The following is a 17491-nucleotide window of genomic DNA, read 5'->3' as shown; positions in this document are numbered from 1 at the left end:
GGATCCAGCCTTCCGCGAGTCCGGACCATGCCTGTTGCGCGGTGGATGCTGAAACAAGTTCAGCATGACGGCAGCTTTTCGGGAACGGGGGGCGACCAAACCTCCAATTGCCTTTGTGCAAAGGTTTCGCCTTCGCGGGAATGACGAAGTGTGGGGGGGGCAGAACCGCCAGAACGCCGGCTCCTAAAAGAAAGAAAGGCCGCGTCCCTGCACCGGGCAGGGACGCGTACCCAATAACCGGAACCGCTCTACCGCCCCAGCAACACCCGCGCCTGACCCGCGATCTGCGCCAGCATCGCCGCATTCGGGGCAGGGGCCAGCCGCGCGCGGTCGACCACCGCCTTGAACTGCGCGACGCGCGCGGCATTGTCGCCGAGCCACGTCTCGACCAAAGCCTGCGGATCGAGCTTGCCCCCCGCCGAACGCGCGAGGAACTCGAGCCGCAACTGCTGGAAATCACGCGCGAGGCCCGCGATCAGCAGCCGCTCCCACGGATCGCTCGAATCGATCCGCGCCGCATTCGCCTGCGCCCAGTCGAGCCCGAGCGCCTGCCCGAGCCGCGTGAACGCGCGCGTCAGCACGGTCTCGTCGATCCCGAGCCGGTCGCCGAGATCGGCAAGCCCGACCGCGCCGTCCATCTCGAACAGCCGAACCACCTTCTGCACCAGCGCGGTGGGCGCACCTGCCGCCTCGAGCGCGCCGGCGATCCGGGCGCTGTGCGCGCTCGCCTCTTCCAGCAGCAACGCCTTGGTCTGGCGGTCGAGCTCGACGATGCCCTTGGTAAGCCGCTTGAGCGTATCGCCCGGCCCGGACCCGGTCCGCGTCGCGCGGAGCAGGTCGGCGATCTGCGACCGCGTCGCCACCGCCGTCTCGTCGAACAAGGCGATCCGCGCGGCCTCGGGCATGTCGGTCGTCTCGATCTCGCGCCACAGGGCGGGGAGGTCGAACAGCCGTTCGGCGACGACGAACATCCCCGCGATGTCGCTCATCGCGGCGCCTTCTTCCTCGGCCAGTTCGAACGGGTAGAGCACGCCCATCCGGTTGACGATCCGGTTGGCGAGCTTGGTCGCGACGATCTCGCCGCGCAGCCGATGCTCGTCGATCGCCTTGCCGAAGCGTTCCTGCATCGCGCGCGGGAAAGCGGCGTGGAGATCGGGAAGCAATTCGTCGGCGAGGCCAAGACCCGACCGCTCGATCGCCGCCTGCAACGCAAGCTTGGCGGTCGCGAGCAGCACCGCCAGCTCGGGCCGGGTCAGCCCGCGGCCCTCGGCCGAGCGGCGGAGCAGGTCGTCATTCCCCGCCAGCCCCTCGACCGCGCGGTCGAGCGAGCCTGCCGCCTCGAAGATCTCGATCAGCCGGACATAGCTCGGCACGGTCTGTGCCCCGCCCGCCTCGGCGATCGACAAAGCGAGCGTCTGGAGCCGGTTGTCCTCGAGCACCAGATGCGCGACGTCGTCGGTCATCCCGGCGAGGAAGGCGTTGCGATCCTCGAACGCGAGGCGACCCTCGATCATCTCGCGGTTGAGCGCGATCTTGATGTTGACCTCATTGTCCGAGCAATCGACGCCCGCCGAATTGTCGATGAAGTCGGTGTTGATCCGGCCACCATGCGCCGAGAAGGCGATGCGCGCCGCCTGCGTCACGCCCAGGTTCGCGCCCTCGCCGATTGCGGTCGCGCGCAGGTCCTCGGCATCGACGCGGAGACGGTCGTTGGCGGGGTCGCCGACCGCGATGTTATTCTCGGCGCGCGCCTTCACATAGGTGCCGATCCCGCCGAACCAGATCAGGTCGACCGGGCTCTTGAGGATCGCCGAGATCAGCGCGCCCGGCTCCATCTCGCGCTCGGCGATGCCGAGGGCTACGCGGACTTCGTCGGTCAGCGCGATCACCTTGGCGGTGCGCGGGAACACCCCGCCGCCCGTGGAGATCAGCGACCCGTCATAATCCGCCCAGCTCGAGCGCGGCAGCGCGAACATCCGCGTGCGCTCCGCGAACGACGCGGCGGGGTCGGGGTTGGGGTCGAGGAAGATATGGCGGTGGTCGAACGCCGCGACGATCTTGAGCTCCGCGCTCAGCAACATGCCGTTGCCGAACACGTCGCCCGACATGTCGCCGCACCCGACGACGCGGATCGGCTGCGTCTGGACGTCGGTCCCGCGCTCGGCGAAGTGGCGCTGGACGCTGACCCACGCGCCCTTGGCGGTGATTCCCATCGCCTTATGGTCATAGCCGACCGACCCGCCGCTCGCGAACGCGTCGCCCAGCCAGAAGCCGTGCTCGAGCGCGATCGCATTGGCGACGTCGGAGAAGGTCGCGGTGCCCTTGTCGGCGGCGACGACGAAATAGGGATCCTCGCCGTCATGCACGACGACGTCCTGCGGGTGCACGACAGCACCCTCGACGATGTTGTCGGTGATCGACAGCAGGGTGCGGATGAACACGCGGTAGCTTTCGGTCCCCTCGGCGAGCCACGCATCGCGGTTCGACGCGGGCGGAAGCTGCTTGGGATAGAAGCCGCCCTTCGCGCCGGTCGGCACGATCACCGCGTTCTTGACGCGCTGCGCCTTCATCAGCCCGAGGATCTCGGTGCGGAAGTCGTCGCGCCGGTCGGACCATCGCAGGCCACCACGCGCGACCGGGCCGGCGCGCAGATGGATGCCCTCGATCCGTGCGGAATAGACCCACATCTCGCGCCACGGAACGGGCGCGGGGAGGCCGGGAATGAGATGGCTGTCGAGCTTGAACGCCAGCGCGACCTGCCCTGCGGGCGCGAACGCATTGGTCCGGAGCGTCGCGGCGATCACGCTGCGCAGCGAGCGCAGGATACGGTCGTCGTCGATCGCGGACACGGCATCGAGCCCAGCATCGATCGCGGCATCGGCGGCTTCGATCCCCGAACGATCACGCTTCGGATCGTGCGCGGCGGTAAACCGCTCGATCAGCGCGGCGGCGACCTTCGGCGCGCGCCGGAGCGCATCGACCACGGTGACGAGACCATAGGTCAGCCCGGCCTGCCGCAGATAGCGGAACCACGCACGGAACAGCAGCACCGATTCCGAGGACAGCCCGGCATCGACGATCAGCCGGTTGAACGCATCATTCTCGGCGCGATTCTCGAGCACCGCGCGGATCGCGTCCTCCAGCAGCGTCGCATCGGGAACGGTCCCGCCCATCTCGACGAGGAATTCGTGGACGAACCCCTGTTCGTCACCGAGCAGCGCGGTGGGGAGTTCCTCGATGACGCGGAAGCCGAAATTCTCGAGCACCGGCACTGCGTCCGACAGCGCGAGCGCGCCGCCCTCGCGGTAGATCTTGAGCCGGGTCGCACCGCGCTCGTCGCGGTACAGCCGGACCGAGCGATCGCCGGGGTTTTCCAGCCGCGCCAGCCGCACGATGTCCCGCGCGGCTTCCTCAGCGGTGTTGGCGCTGCGATACCCCTGCGGGAAGCTCGCGGCATGTCTGAGCGCAAGGCGTGCCGCGCGCGCGGCGTCGGTCTGCTCCACCAGCGCCGCCTCGACCGCGGGAACCCAGCCGCGCACCATCCGCGCGATCCGCGTGTCGAGCGCCTCGGTCTGGGGCAGCACGCCGCCTTCGCGCAGATCGAGCGTGAAGCGGATCAGCGCGATCGTATCGTCGACCGCGATCGACCAGTTGAGCACGCTTGCGTTCGCCGCCTGGGCGAGCATGTCGCCGATCGCGATCCGCCGCGCGGTGGTGAGGTCGTCGCGCGGCAGCCACACGAACGCGAACAGATGCCGCCCGAGCGTGCTGCGCACCAGCACCAGCTTGGGCCGTGGACGATCCGCCAGCGACATGGCGGTGAGTGCGACATCCTCGAGCGCCTCGGGCGTGAAGCCGGTGATCAGGTCGTGCGGCAGTGCGGCGAGCGCATGCGTCAGCGCCTTGCCGGTATGGCCCTTGGGGTCGAACCCGAACTTGGCCTCCAGCGCAGCGAGCCGCGCGCGCAGGACCGGCACGTCCTCGGGCGCCGCGCCCAGCGCGGCGCTGGTCCACAATCCGGCGTGGATCGACAGGCCGGCCACGCGCGCGCCATCGCGCAGCGGGACGAGAGCGAGATCGAGCGGCACCTGCCGGTGGACGCCCGAGATGAGGTTGGACTTGAGCAGCAGCGGCGCCTCGCCGCCATCCTCGAACCAGCGCATCGCAAGACTGCGCGACGCTTCGGCGAGGATCGGCACGGGCTGCGGATTGCGCGCGATGCCGAGCGCCTGCGCTTCGGTCGCCGCATCGTTCGACCCTGTTCCCGACCACGTCTGGTGCCCGAGCAAGGTCATGTTGCGGTCGAGCAGCCAGGCGAGCAGCGCGCTTCCCTCGCCCTCGGGGAGCGTCGCGATATCCGCCGACAGCGCGTCCTGCAGCGCATGCCAGTCGCCGACCGCCGCACGGACGTCCGCAAGGTTCTTGGCGAGATCGGTGACGAGCTCGCGCCGCTCGCGCGCATCGACGCGTTCGAGCTCGATATAGATCATCGATTCGGCGGCACCCTCGTCGACCTCGGTCAGCGCGCCGTCCGTATCGCGCGTCACGCGCAGCACCGGATGGATGATCCGGTCGATCGAAATGTCGTGCGCTCCGATCGTCGCCGCGATCGAATCCACCAGAAAGGGCATGTCGTCGTTGACGATCGCGAGCCGCATCAGGCGGCGCGGGTCGGTTGCCGGGAGCGGCTCGAGCGCGATCGTCGCGGTGGCGGGCGCGCGCCGCTCGGCGGTGGCGGCGACGAAGCTGGCGGCGGTAGCGCGCTCGGCCTCCCCGAAGCCCTGCAACTCCCCGGGAAGTGCACCTTTGGTGAGACGGACGGCAAGCGCATCCGACAGCGATTTCAGCGTGGTCTTAGGCATGCGGGCCCCTATGCGCCGGTCGCCGCGCGACCTCAAGACTTGTGGCGGTGCAGCAAATTCAGCTGATCGCGCGGCGCATTGCGCGCTCGGTCAGCGCGGAATCGTCTGTGATCGTCGCGATGATGTCGAGGGTTCCCGGATGGCCCGACCGCGCGAGGAGCAAGACGTAATCCCCTTCGGGCGACGTGGTCTGCATGGTGACACTGGCGAGCGTGGGACGCTTGGCGAGCTGGACGGAAGGGCTGGACCGCGGGCTCGCGACCGGCGCGCGCGCCAGCCGCTCGGCCTTTACCACGGCCTTGATCCCGCCGTCCTGCGACTCGAGAAATGCCTGCAGCCCGCCGGCCGGTACGCCGGTACGGCGCGCATATGCGAGGACGGCGGCATATTCGGTCAGGCGCGTCTTGTCATAGTCGGTGCCGAAGACGAGCTTGACCACCGGGGTCATCGGCGCGCGCAGCTGCACCGGGATGCGCGCGTGCTTCAGCAAGGCGTCATACCCCTGGGGATCGGCATCCGCCGCCGCCGCGAAATCATGCGCGCGGGCGAGGGCGCGGTACAGGGCGGCGCGGCTGCGGGTATCTGCCGCACGCAGCGTGGCCGCGGTCTGCTGTGCCAGCAGCAACCGGTCGGCAAGGCTGTCCTCGCGCTGAGACGCGACGTCGGCGGCGTCTTCCGGATCGGATGGCTGGCCAGCGCGTGCATCGTCGGCGCGGTCGTCGTCCTCGACCAGGTCGTCGAACCCGCCGCTGGGGCCATCGGCCCAGATGGGGGCGGTCGCGACGGGCTTGGGTGCGCCCCGAGCCGCCTCGATCTCCGCGTGGAGGCGGGCCTGCATCTCCGCGTCGACCAGTTCCTTCCAGTTGATCACTCCGTAGATGAAGTCGATCGTATCCTCGTCGGAGGAGAACGGCATCAGGATGCCGCGGTACAGCGTGTTGTGCCCGCGCGTGCTGACGAACTCCGCCTCGAACCCGATCGGCGAGCGATTGGCGATGATCTGCAGATAATGGTCGGTCAGGCGCGACAGGAGCGAGCGGCTCGGCACCTGCGCGATATGGGTCGTGCCAGCGTCGAGCGAACATTCGTCGCGCAGCGCGCGCCCGAGATAGGCGATTGCGGGGTTTTCGATGCCCTGTGTGAAATCCAGAAGCACGCTATGTGGGCCAAAGTCCGCGATGGTCCCGGGATCGAGATCGTTGATCGAGGGATATCCCCGCCCGCCCAGCAGCGAAACCCAGTAATTATACGCGCGGACGTGCATGCGGCGTTCGTCGGTGCCGACGTCGATCTGCGCTTCCGCCAGATCGTCGCTGCCCGCGTCCTGCGCGCCGCGACCGGGATCCTCGGCGCCGATCCGATCATCCTCGAAGTCGTGAACACTATCCATTGCGCAAACGCCCTATCTGGCCCGACGGGGCCGTTACTGCCCGACCTTATGCGCCCTGCGTGGTAAACGTCCGGTAAAGGGATGGGCAGAAGCCAGAAATCTTCCCGAGATTGCGCTCTCGGCTTGCCATCCCGAATTCGATTTGATAAGCGCCCGCCTCCACGATCGTCGATCCGACATCGTGCATGCCGCTTTAGCTCAGTTGGTAGAGCATCGCATTCGTAATGCGGGGGTCACAGGTTCGAGTCCTGTAAGCGGCACCAGAACACATTGAGAACATTGTAGAAAACCGCAGAAATCTGCGGTATATTGCCTCCTGTTGATCCCGCGAAATCTCACTTTGTTCCGCTAAGGATCACTCAAAGTGGACCACGAATTGGTGGACCACGGTATTTTGAGGAGGCGTGGTCCACCGTGCTGACGACCGTTCAGATCCGTGCGCTCAAACCCGCAACGCGCCCATTCAAGGTTCCCGACTCCGATGGGCTGTTTCTTTTGGTCCAGCCAACCGGCGCGCTCCTCTGGCGATTTCGCTACAAGGTGCTCGGCGTCGAGCGCAAAATGTCGCTCGGGACGTTTCCGGACGTATCGCTCAAGGACGCCCGAAAAAAGCGGGACGAGCTTCGCGGCGAAATCGTCGACGGGATCGATCCCGTCGAGGAAAAGCGGCAGCGCCGCATCAAGGACGAACTTGCCGCCGCAACGACGTTTGCGGTGGTCGCCGAGGAATTCATCCAGAAGATGGAGCGCGAGGGGAAATCCCCTGCCACCGTCAAGAAAGCCCGCTGGTTCCTCGAACTGCTCGACGGGATCGCCAAACGGCCCATCGCTGCGATCACACCCCACGAGTTGCTGGACGTGCTAAAACGCGTCGAGCGCCGGGGCCATCACGAAACGGCGCTGCGCTTGCGTTCGTTCGCCGGCCGCGTGTTCCGCTACGGCTTCGCGACGCTGCGCGTTGATCGCAATCCCGCCGACATTCTAAGGGGTGCTCTCACCGTGCCGCGCGTCAAGCATCATGCGGCGATCGTCGAGCCGCTGAAGGTCGGCGAGCTCCTGCGGGCGATCGAGGACTATAGCGGCCGCCCCGAAACGCGGTTTGCGTTGCGTCTTGCGCCGCACGTCTTTTTGCGGCCCGGAGAATTGCGCCAGGGCAAGTGGAATGAGATCGACTTCGCCGACAAGGTTTGGCGTATCCCTGCCGAGCGCATGAAGATGAAGCAGGCTCATACGGTGCCGCTTTCGCGCCAGTCCCTCTATCTTCTACAAGAACTGCGGTCGTTAAGCCGACCGAGCGAATTCCTGTTTCCGGCGTTGCACACAACGAAGCGTTCGATCTGTGAGAACACGCTCAACATCGCGCTGCGCCGGCTGGGTTACGAGCACGACCAGATGACTAGTCACGGCTTTCGCGCCACGGCCAGCACCTTGCTCAACGAATGCGGCCTTTGGCATCCTGACGCTATTGAACGCGCCCTCGCTCACGGCGAGAGCGACAAGGTGCGCGCCGCATATCATCGCGGAGCGCATTGGGCAGAGCGCGTGAAAATGGCGCAATGGTGGTCGGATTATCTCGACCAACTTCGAGCGGGCGGAAAAGTGATCAACGGGAAATTTCGCAAGCGGGCGTGACTCTTGTGTCGGAAATTGAGCCCGGTTTCCTGACTGATCGGTTTCGGGGAGCCAGCGTAGGATCGCCGCCGTTCAATGAAAAGATTGCTTCCGACCGCTGTTGACCAAGGCCGGCCGATCGCATTTTCGCAGACGAATGTCTGATCCCGACAATATCTGCTGATCGCTCCAATCAAAGCCGACGGTCCGCGAAGACCACGCGGCAGGTTACGATATCGAAATAGTTCAATTGAGCGGATAGATATTTTTCAGCTCAACCCCGCTCCGGCTGTTTCCGTCCAGCTCAATGACGCTGAGGGGCCGCACCAGGCCTCCCGCCGTCTCAACGGTGTCTATGCCGGCAAATTTTTCGATTAGATGACGCGCCAGAGACCGGCTTGATGTGGTGATGACCAGATTAACCGAACGGCTTTCCTCGAGCACCGTGGCGCGCAAAATGTCGAGCAAGCCAACGCGATTTAGGTCATCGAGATGCGCCACCGGCTCATCGAGGAAGAATGTGCCGCCGAGGCTGCGCGCACGTGCCAGGAAGAGTGCAAGGGCAAGATCCTGTCGCTGCCCCTGGCTGAAGTCTTTACCGGGATCGAGCTGCGCGTCGCCGGCATGCGCCAGCCAGTGCAGGAATTCGCTGCCCTCACCAAGATTGATGCGATCATAGACCCGGTTGGCGTGCATGCGCGCGAACAGCGGATTCACGACCTTGGCGAGATCCTGGACCTGCCGCTTGCTGATCGTGGTGTACGTATCCTGGAACATCGCCTGCGCTCGCGTCGCAGCGGCAATCCGCGCGGTCATCCGCGCCTGCTGCTCTAGCGCGGGTTCCATGGCGGCCCGGAGCGCGGTCAATTGCGCGCGGCGCGTTTCGGCGGTCCAGGCGGCTCGCGCGGCTTCGATATGCGCCTCCGCGTGGGCGAGTTTTTCCTGCTCGTTCTTCAGCTCGGTTTTGAGCTGTGCAAAAGCTGCCTCGCTCCACGACTGCTCCGGTGCGGCGACGTCCCACAAGGCCTGGAGTTCGGCCAGCTCGCTTCCCTTCGCCGCCAACTGCTCGCGACAGTCCCGCAACCGCTGCTGGATTCCGGCATATTCCGCACGCAGGCGATCGCGCAGCGTTGTCGCGTCCTCGCTGTCGCGGGCCAGTCCCGCCAGTTGAAGCTGCAACACATGATCGCGTGCGCCGATCTGAGCCAAGACGCGTTCGACCAGGTCGGACAGCGGCGCCTGGTCCGGGAGCAACTGGGCCGCGTCGGCGGGAACCATGGGACGCGCCATCGCAATCTCTTCGTTGAGCGCGGCGAAGGCGTCGGCGATGTCGAGGCGCGCGCGCTGCAGGCCAAGTTCGCCAGCAGAAACCGACGCCGGCAGTCCGGCATTTTGCAGCGAAAGCGCGCGGCGCTCTGCGGCATCCGCAAGCGCTGCACGCTCGCGGTCCAGCGTTGCGAGCCTGGCATTCGCCGCCTGCGCGGTTTTTAGCTTCTCGGTCGCTATCCGAGCCGCTTCCGTAGCGGCCTGCGCTAACGCTTCGGCCTGGCTTGCAAGCTCAGGGATAGTCGCAAGCGCCGCTGCGATCGCAGCGCGCAGCGCATCCGCTGTCTCCCAGTCATGCGCGCAAACCGGACAGCTGCTTGCCGCATGGCCATGGTCATGCGCGAGCAGGTCGCGTGCCGCCGATTGAAGTCTGGACAAGGGTGCAGCAGCGGCGTCGCGTTGCTGGTTCGCAGTTATCGCCCGGCGTTCCGCATCGGCAGCCTCGGCCCGCAGGGCAGCGAACGCCGCTTCGGAGATCGTGGCCGTGCTGGCAGCCTCGCGCTCGACGTCGAGAAGACGCAACCGTTCGGCCTCTCGATCGGCCTGTTCCAATCCGGCAGAAAGGGCAGTCAACAGTGCGCGGCGGTCGGCGCGCGCTTCTATGGTCCACCCTGTCTCGGGCAAACCGGCGCGCAGAGCGCCAAGCGTGACGGGGACAGGATCGAACACCGGTGCCCGGTGAATGATCGAGAGCATCGCGGCGCCCCGCCGCGCCAGCCGATCACCGGCCGCCGCGAGCGCTTGGCTCGCCGCGGTGACGCTCTGGCGTTCGGTTTCGCTCGCGGCGACCTTGGCAGCAGCGGCCTGACCGTTCTTGCCCATCTCGGCAAGTTCGGCATCAAGCTCAAGCTCTGTTGCCTTCGCCGCAGCAACGGCCTGCTCCAGCGCAGCACGACTGCTTCGACGAACCTCGACCGCGCTTAGGGCTTTACGCCGGCGCTCGTTCTCATGCCGGCCGCGCCGCTGCAGTGCTGTCAGCGCCTCCAGCCGATCGGGGAACGGCGAATTGGAAGGCGGCATATCCGCAGGCGTCGGTTTGAGCAGGACCTCGGCCTGCGCGGCCTCGCCGATCGCCGACGCCACCGTCGTAGCCAGCGACATATTGCGGTCGAGTTCCTTTTCGATCGCATCGGCCTCGGCCGAGCGTTGCTGGGTAAGCTGAACCTGGGCGCGCAGCCGCGACGAAAGCTCGGCCGCATATTTCTCGAATTGCCGTTCGGCATCAAGCAAATGCCGGATTCCCAACAGGTCGGCAAAGACCTGTGTACGCCGCTCGATCGTCTCATCGTCCGTATCGACCAAGGCGGCCAGCGCCTCCGCGCTCAAGAACCGGGTCCCCTTGAGCCAGCGCTGACGTAGACTGATCGCGGTCAGATGATGGGCCTCATTGGCAGCGGCCGCCGGCGCCAGCAGCGCAAGGAGGTCGTTCGGCCGCTGCGGCACCGCGAGCCCGTCGATCTCGAACGCGGCCGGGGATTGGCTGCCCTCGGCGATGCGCGAAAGTTGATAGGCCTTTCCGCCGACCCGGACATTGGCCGCGACGTGCGGCTTGTGCTCGGGCCCGGTGAACTTCGAGCGCAACACCTTGGCGTCGAAATCCTTCTTGTCCTTCAATCGGTCGACCTGGCCCGTCAGCAGCCACTCCGCCGCTTCGCACATCGTTGTCTTGCCGGTCCCGTTGGGCGCGAACACCAGCGTCAGCGGTGCGCGCAGATCGAACTCGAGCACCTCGCCGATTCCGCGAAACGCACCGACCGTAAGCGAAGAAAGGCGGACGCCGCGCGTCATGCCGTTTCGTCCTGGATCAGCGTTGCCGACAGGCCCAGCGCGGTAAGGTCTTCCCAAACCGCTTGGGCTTCACTGTCGATCTTGGGCCACACCAGTTCGCCACCACTCGACGGCATCGTGTCAGGTAAACCGACGACGGTCACGTCGGCCACGCGCAGCCACGTACCCGCAGCCTCCTCAGGATCAGCTTCGCCCGCTGGCCAGATGAGATGCTTGCGGCAAACCTGCGACGACAGTTCGAGGCGCCGAACATCCTCACTGGCATCCGCTGCCGGTGCGGCCGGCAACGCAAGCACAAGATACCCGTCGATCGGTCCCCGCGACTGCGCCTCGCCGCGTACGAGCATCTCGTCGAACCAGCCTTGTCCCTCGCGGGCCGCGGCGATAACGCCCGCAGCGTCGCTCGCACTGCACGGCCACAGAACCAGTCGGGCATAGCTTGACGTCCACAATGTCGTTCCCGCCGGGACAACGTGCTCGCCCGCTGCGACGGGCAAACCGGCTTGCTGCAGCCCAACCTTCGCGCAGAGCTCATCGACCTGCGCCACCGCGAGGTCGAGATTGCCGGCGCCAGGCTGCATATCCGTCATTCCGCACCATCCTCGGCAAAACATGCATCGATCTGCCCGAGCAACGTCGCGACGCGCCCGGCATCGGCGCCTTCCTCGAAATCGGCGTAGACATCCGCGACATTGGCGAGGCCGAGACCCGCAACCCGCCGCAAGCTGCGCGCCGCGGTGAAGTCGTCCTCGCGCGCGGCGAGCGATCCACCTGCGGCCAGTTCTGCAGCCGACGAAGGCGCGGTGCTGATATCGTCACGGCGGTCCTGCGGGATCTGGCCCTCGACCAGATCGCCGTTCGGTCCTGCGCCCAGCACGATCAGATCAGGATGTTCGCCGCCGGGCAGCATGCGCCACGCGGCAAGATCGCGCCGCATCGCCAACCGCGACTTGTCGGGCGAACGCCATACCAGCAGATGCTTCGCGTTCGCCAGCCTCAGTTGGCCGGTCAGCTTGGGGTTGGCCTGCCAGGATATTCCGTCGATCGACTTGAGTGTGGCAACGGCGTGGATGCCCGCCTTGAATGCCACGCTCGTCTCCGCGACGTGGAGCCTGTCAGGATCCTGCGGCCGTGCGGGAGCAACCCCGCTCAACGTCGCGTCGAGCAGCGCCGCCGGCGTCGGCGCTGCTGCTGTACGCAGCTGCTCGACGACCAGGTTGAGGCCAACCTGCAGGCGCGGCGCTGCCGTGGCGACCGGCGGATAACGGCGCAAGAAACGCGCAATCTCGCCCGCCGCGGGCGGCGGCGTCGGGCCCGTAAGTATGGCAAGCCCGGCATTGCCGATCGGGCAACTCATATTGCCGCGCCAGGCGAACTTGCCCTTCACCGGTGTGAACGGTCCCCATGTAACATGCCCAGTAGTCGCGCAGGCTTCTGTAATCCGGACCACACCGCCCGCGATGCCCATATCATTGAGCGCACGTACTGCCGGCAGATCGTCTTGGCCCTTGGGTAGTGCATCGAACGGAACGTAAAGACCGCTCAAACTGCGCCATTTGTCATGGGCTTCATCGGCCTTCGGCGCATCCGCAGCTATGTTGCACAATGCGACTGCTCCCGGCCGTCCGGCGAGCACCGTGTTGAGCAGCGAGTTCACTGCGGCGACCCAGTTGACGTTGTATCCGCTCTGCAGCAGTGATCCGACCACCAGCGCAGGTCGATCAGCGGCAGTCGCTTCAAGCGCGTGCAGGATCCGCGCTTGCGGCGAGCCTGCATCCTGTGCAGCTGGCTGCAACAGGTCCGCGCAGATCAGCGGAAAGATATCGACGTCGCCAAAAGCGAGATGGAGGATGGCGCGGCCTTCCTGAAGATCGGGCAGGTTTACCGCTTCGATCGACTGCTCCAACACATTCTTGAGATAGGCGATGCAGTGCGTGGTCTCGCCTGGCGCATGCAGCCAGCACCATCCGCCATTGACCCGCTGGATATCGCTGATTGCGCCATCAGCTTCGCGCCAGCCGAGGTGGCGTTGCGTGGCTTCACCAGCGCCCGCGGCCTGCCAGTCGAGCACCGATTGGCCGATCGTCGCGCCGAAACCGGCCAGTAGGATGATCGGGCGCGTCGCCGCCCGAACCAGCGCGTCGATCTTGGCCCAATCGCCCGACCCAAATGTATATTCTGGAGCGACGACCAACACCGGATCCGCGCCCGGGATCATACGCTGCAAGGCCGGCACCGCATGGTCCGGGCCCCCAACCAGCAGATCGCGCACCGCGCCGATCGCCAAAGGCCGCGGATGATCGCCGTCGACGGAGGCTGCCGATGACGGCAATTGCAGCAGACAAATTCCGAGGCGGCTCGCTGCCAACAGCGAAGCTGTGACATCTACTCGCGTGACGCGTTCGGAAAAATTGAAAGTAACGTTGGGCACGTAGTGAGACTGTACTCACATTTCAGGGACCGCGACCTTAGCGTTAACCACATGCCGCGTCATGCTTCATCGCGCGCAGCTATGCGACGGGTAGCCCGCCGGACCCGCAGAACCGTGCGCTAGCCTAAAAATTCGCTGAGCGAATTGCGTCGTCCCGCCGCACCCGCGCGCCGCATCATCCCGCGACACAGAGCCAGCCTTTGGGTGTGTTTTTATACACTTGGCCATATCCAGTGCCGAGGCCGACGCCGTGCTGGTTGAAGCAGCGAGCGCAGAGATTGGCCCAGCAAGGACCGATATCGCCATCGACCATGAAGCGGAGCAGCGCGAACGGATGCTCACAGACATCGCAGGTGTCGAGATCGCCTATCCAGTAGGACACCTCCTCCTGCGTGGGCGCATCCGCGATCAACTCGGCCAAGCGCCGCTCGGCCAGCGACATATCGTTGTTGATGGGGAACGCCTGGATCGTCTGCGCAAACCCCTGATCGAAGCGCATGAAGGGCGCGACGATCTGGTGGACCTCAGCTCCACCAGTCAACCCCGAAAAGGGGCGGATTTGCGTGGATTTCGCCGTCTTGCCGCTCCTCGGTACCACAATCTGGTCCCACAGTTGCTGCGCTGCTGTGGACTGTCATGGCACTTAATGATTGTCGTAAGACCCGAAAGCGCATGTGGCGATTGCGTCTAGTCGGACCTGACATATGATCGCCCTTCGGAGAGGCTAGTTTCCGAATTAGGGAGTGATTCAGTGAACAGCCTGTCCGTCCGGCTTCTTTATCGTCCGATGCGGATCGGATGGTGCATAGCGCCCGGCGACATGTCCGGCCTTCGCACGGCTGTGCTCCGCAATTTCACGCTGTGGGGCGGCCGCTTCAATCCGATCATCCCGATTTGGGATCCAGAGGAAGCCCGCCGGATTGCTGACGTTTTTCGGGTCGATTGCCTCTATCCGCTGAGTGAAGCATCGGACGTTACCGCATTTGTCGATTCCCAGTCTCATCGACCTTGGTTCGAGTACGGCCGCGCCCTCATCACAGATCATGGCAGTAGCAAATCGTCGGCTATCGCCGACCTCCTGCACCCCATCAATCGACTGTATGAGGAGGTTTACAAACACAATCCTCAGGCTGACCCGGTTCTGACGCTGCACGAGTGGCAAAGCGACGATGCGCTACGCGATGTTTTCATGATGTCGTTCGGCGAGCTTCCTCCGGTGGAGGAATGCGCCGAGGATTATGCGGGCATCCTTAAAACGCATCTACGCGCGACGAGAACCGTACTGGCAATTGACCAGCCGGTTCCACCGCCCGACGTTAAGATGATGTCTCTCTCCGGTTTCAACCGCGCGCATGTCGAGCAACACTACACCGTTCGCAGCCGGTCTGGCCCCGGCTTTTTCGTCGGCGATTCTGCCAACTTCGACGATTTGGTTGCCTTCTGGAATTTGCGCGCGACCGGAGAGATCCTACAATTCTACGACCCTGCTTTCGCCCCAAGATTGGACGTGTCTCGCGACTTTTGGGTGCAGCATTTTCCGGAACTGCCTCGGGCAGAATGGGCGCGCGAACCAACAGTGTGGCACCGAGGGGTCGGATTCGACCCTGCATGGTTTGGCGGGCGCGTTATCGCCTGCCACCTCTCGTCACCGATGTGGAACGGGCTAAATATCAAGGCGCCGGTGATGGTGTTTGGCAAGGCCGACGCCTTGGCGTCGGTTGACACGAGCCGCGACACGCCTGCAATTTCGTTTGCCCTAACGGCAAGTCCGGTCCGCCAAGAAGACGCGTTCAATGACAATGCGTACGTCGTTTCGGTCGATCCGGGCATCGGATTGTTTGGCGACAACCAAAATACCCTCAACTTCCCTTTCATTCCGGAGCTCAACGAGTTCTACGGGCGAAATGCGGATTACCGATCAAACCGGGTGCGCGCGGAACCAGGGTGTATAGGCGTCATCGCAACTGCCGGGCAGCATCATCTGTCGCTGCGTTCGATATCGATGACCCGACTCATGACCGCGATTTTCAAATCAATCGGAATCGACGCAAAGCCCAGTAGCGCAGGATTGATCTGTGATCGCTTGATCCGACAGATGGGCGGATTAGACGATTGCAGGGTATTTCGGATCGGCGGCGTTCGCGATCTGATCGAAGGGTACAAGCCCGACCAGAGTTTCACCCGCAGTCAAGCCAAGCAGACCATTCGCGGCGAAGCCACTGACCACCCACTGAGCGCCTATCAAGATCTCTATATTGAGCCGCGCGGCCCATCCTCCAATCTCACGAACGACGCGGTTTTTGCTCATCTCTTACGTAAAGAGATTTTTCGACCGGGGCTTAAGCTCGCTTGCTCCAACTGCCAGCTCGATTTCTGGCGGTCGATCGATGAAGTGAAAACGCGTAACGAGTGTGAATATTGCGGGCACGTTTTCAATTTGGGACCCCAACTGAAAGACCGCGACTGGGCGTTTCGTCGATCGGGGCTTTTCGGACGCAACGACAATCAGGAGGGAGCACTTCCGGTCATACTGACACTCCAGCAACTGTCCCATGTTCATGACATGGCACAAACCATCAGTGCGACCGCGATGACCCTGACGCCTAATGGCGCCGACATCGAGCATTGCGAGACGGACTTCGTGCTGCTCGCGTCGCGGAGCGATGATCGTCGAATTCAGATTGCAATTGGCGAATGCAAAACGCGCCAGCCGATTTCAGAGCAAGACGTCAAGAATCTTATGCGGGTAGCGTCAGCTTTCCCCCAAGACCGATACGAGGTCTTCATTGTCTTTTCGAAGTTGACAGCCTTCTCCGGTGAGGAGCTTGATCACATTCGTCTCATCAATCACGATCACCGCCGGCGCGCTATCATTCTGACGGATCGCGAACTGGAGCCGTGGCACATATACGAAAAAGCCGAGGCCGAGTTCGAGATTAGAGGTTTTGCCGTATCGTTCTCCGACATGGCGGAAGCGACCGACGCGATCTTCCTTAATCCCAAGCCTCGCTTGTCGAAGGACGATTCGGTCGTTTCACCGATCGATCCGAATTCTGAGCAAGAGACGAAGCTCGATTGAGTGACAGGTAGCGGCAGGCCTGACCATTCGTGATCACGGCTCGGAGCGTTCGTTTCGGGGCGGTGCGCACTTCGGTCGACCACCTGACGCTTCCGGCCACGCCGGTGGTAGGCGGCTTGAGACCAAATGGAGACTCGATGCACTTCTCATCGATCGAACAAGAGGCGATCATCTTGAGTGCCGTTGTCGGCATGGTCGATGACATGGTCAATCACGCGATCTTCTGTGCACTGGGCGAGAAACGGCACGATACTAATCTGCTCCCGCAAACCTCAGAATCGCTCAGGCTGTTCGGCACCCTGCTGCGTGATTTTTTATCGCCCGTAACTGCGCGTGGCAAAGGCCCGCTTCCATTCGGATTGCCCAAACCACCGGCGAGCGGCAGGGCCGTTGATCATACCAGCTTGTTCTATCTTGGGCGCGTATGCGACGCGCCGCTGATTGGCGGTGACGCCGCCCATCTGTCGCGGATCGTCAGAGCGTTCAGCGACTGGCTAGAGGACTATGCCGAGGTCGAACGCGTTTGGCTCTCCAACATTTCAGTTGAACTCGATCTCCGGATTAAGCGGATCGATTTTATCCGGATGAGCGGCGACATCGGCAAGCACAATTTTCTTCGGCTCGGCGGCCAGGCCAACCGTTTGCGGGCCATACTTGCGGAGAATGGTGTCACAATCGATGAGAGCCAGGCCTACCTGGCACTCCCGGATTGCTGGGATTGGTTCCACACCCATTTGCTCGCCTTCCACGCAAGCAACATCGCAGAGTTTCTGAACAACATCCGCTACGCGATCCGGCTTTACGTGACACCCGTTGCGAAGGCGCGCTATCGGGTTACGGGCAGGGTCGATGATGACGACCTCTATACGTTCGAGCGGCCCGATGAGATCACGAATGATTTCGCTTGGGCGCAGTACTTTGACTTGCTGCAATCTTCGTTAAGAAGGCCCAATTTTCCACCATTCAGCGTCTCGAACTCGTTCAAGACGCAGTTCTGATAATCG

Annotated in this window: 9 protein-coding genes and 1 tRNA gene; 4 read left to right on the top strand and 6 right to left on the bottom strand. The window is 64.0% G+C overall.

Annotated features, from left to right (window positions below; genetic code table 11):
* Positions 1-248 precede the first annotated feature (248 nt).
* Together L8K25_RS14225 and L8K25_RS14220 are read right to left on the bottom strand one after the other, a co-directional pair.
* Positions 249-4862 carry an NAD-glutamate dehydrogenase domain-containing protein gene (locus L8K25_RS14225; protein WP_242139648.1) on the bottom strand — a complete coding sequence of 1538 codons (4614 nt, stop codon included), beginning with the start codon at positions 4860-4862 and terminating at the stop codon, positions 249-251.
* Between the two features lie 58 nt (positions 4863-4920).
* The gene (locus L8K25_RS14220) at positions 4921-6252 is read right to left on the bottom strand and encodes a hypothetical protein (protein ID WP_242139647.1); all 1332 of its coding nucleotides are present in this window, start codon (positions 6250-6252) and stop codon (positions 4921-4923) included.
* A 187-nt stretch (positions 6253-6439) separates the two neighbouring features.
* On the opposite strand from L8K25_RS14220, the gene L8K25_RS14215 reads away from it, so the two are divergent.
* Positions 6440-6515, top strand: a tRNA-Thr gene (locus L8K25_RS14215).
* A gap of 151 nt (positions 6516-6666) precedes the next feature.
* Complete coding sequence (locus L8K25_RS14210; protein ID WP_242139646.1) at positions 6667-7884, top strand: integrase arm-type DNA-binding domain-containing protein; 1218 nt, start codon at positions 6667-6669, stop codon at positions 7882-7884.
* 225 nt (positions 7885-8109) lie between these two features.
* Here the strand turns inward: L8K25_RS14210 and L8K25_RS14205 are convergent, their stop codons facing one another.
* The 4 genes from L8K25_RS14205 to L8K25_RS14190 form a co-directional block, all read right to left on the bottom strand.
* Entirely contained in the window at positions 8110-10977 is a 2868-nt protein-coding gene (locus L8K25_RS14205) for an ATP-binding protein (protein WP_242139645.1), read from the bottom strand.
* Positions 10974-11567, bottom strand: a complete 594-nt coding sequence (locus L8K25_RS14200; protein ID WP_242139644.1) for a hypothetical protein — start codon at positions 11565-11567, stop codon at positions 10974-10976. The genes L8K25_RS14205 and L8K25_RS14200 overlap by 4 nt, the downstream gene beginning before the upstream one ends.
* A complete protein-coding gene (locus L8K25_RS14195) occupies positions 11564-13345 on the bottom strand; it encodes an ABC-three component system protein (RefSeq protein WP_242139643.1) in 1782 nt (593 codons plus the stop codon). The genes L8K25_RS14200 and L8K25_RS14195 overlap by 4 nt, the downstream gene beginning before the upstream one ends.
* Before the next feature lie 238 nt (positions 13346-13583).
* Entirely contained in the window at positions 13584-13907 is a 324-nt protein-coding gene (locus L8K25_RS14190; RefSeq protein ID WP_242139642.1) for a hypothetical protein, read from the bottom strand.
* 252 nt (positions 13908-14159) lie between these two features.
* On the opposite strand from L8K25_RS14190, the gene L8K25_RS14185 reads away from it, so the two are divergent.
* Positions 14160-16487, top strand: coding sequence for a hypothetical protein (locus tag L8K25_RS14185; RefSeq protein ID WP_242139641.1), 2328 nt, complete (start codon positions 14160-14162; stop codon positions 16485-16487).
* A 137-nt stretch (positions 16488-16624) separates the two neighbouring features.
* On the top strand, positions 16625-17485 hold the full coding sequence (locus L8K25_RS14180) for a hypothetical protein (protein ID WP_242139640.1): 861 nt from the start codon (positions 16625-16627) through the stop codon (positions 17483-17485).
* Positions 17486-17491: the final 6 nt, after the last annotated feature.

The organism is Sphingomonas sp. TREG-RG-20F-R18-01 (genome assembly GCF_022662475.1).
Lineage (GTDB): Bacteria > Pseudomonadota > Alphaproteobacteria > Sphingomonadales > Sphingomonadaceae > Sphingomonas.
This window is presented reverse-complemented; position numbering and strand designations above follow the sequence as displayed.

What these genes read in the sequence shown, in the direction of transcription:
- L8K25_RS14180 (WP_242139640.1), top strand. Translation starts at nt 16,625, where the DNA reads ATGCACTTCTCATCGATCGAACAAGAGGCGATCATCTTGAGTGCCGTT.
- L8K25_RS14200 (WP_242139644.1), bottom strand. Translation starts at nt 11,567, where the DNA reads ATGACGGATATGCAGCCTGGCGCCGGCAATCTCGACCTCGCGGTGGCG.
- L8K25_RS14205 (WP_242139645.1), bottom strand. Translation starts at nt 10,977, where the DNA reads ATGACGCGCGGCGTCCGCCTTTCTTCGCTTACGGTCGGTGCGTTTCGC.
- L8K25_RS14225 (WP_242139648.1), bottom strand. Translation starts at nt 4,862, where the DNA reads ATGCCTAAGACCACGCTGAAATCGCTGTCGGATGCGCTTGCCGTCCGT.
- L8K25_RS14220 (WP_242139647.1), bottom strand. Translation starts at nt 6,252, where the DNA reads ATGGATAGTGTTCACGACTTCGAGGATGATCGGATCGGCGCCGAGGAT.
- L8K25_RS14190 (WP_242139642.1), bottom strand. Translation starts at nt 13,907, where the DNA reads ATGCGCTTCGATCAGGGGTTTGCGCAGACGATCCAGGCGTTCCCCATC.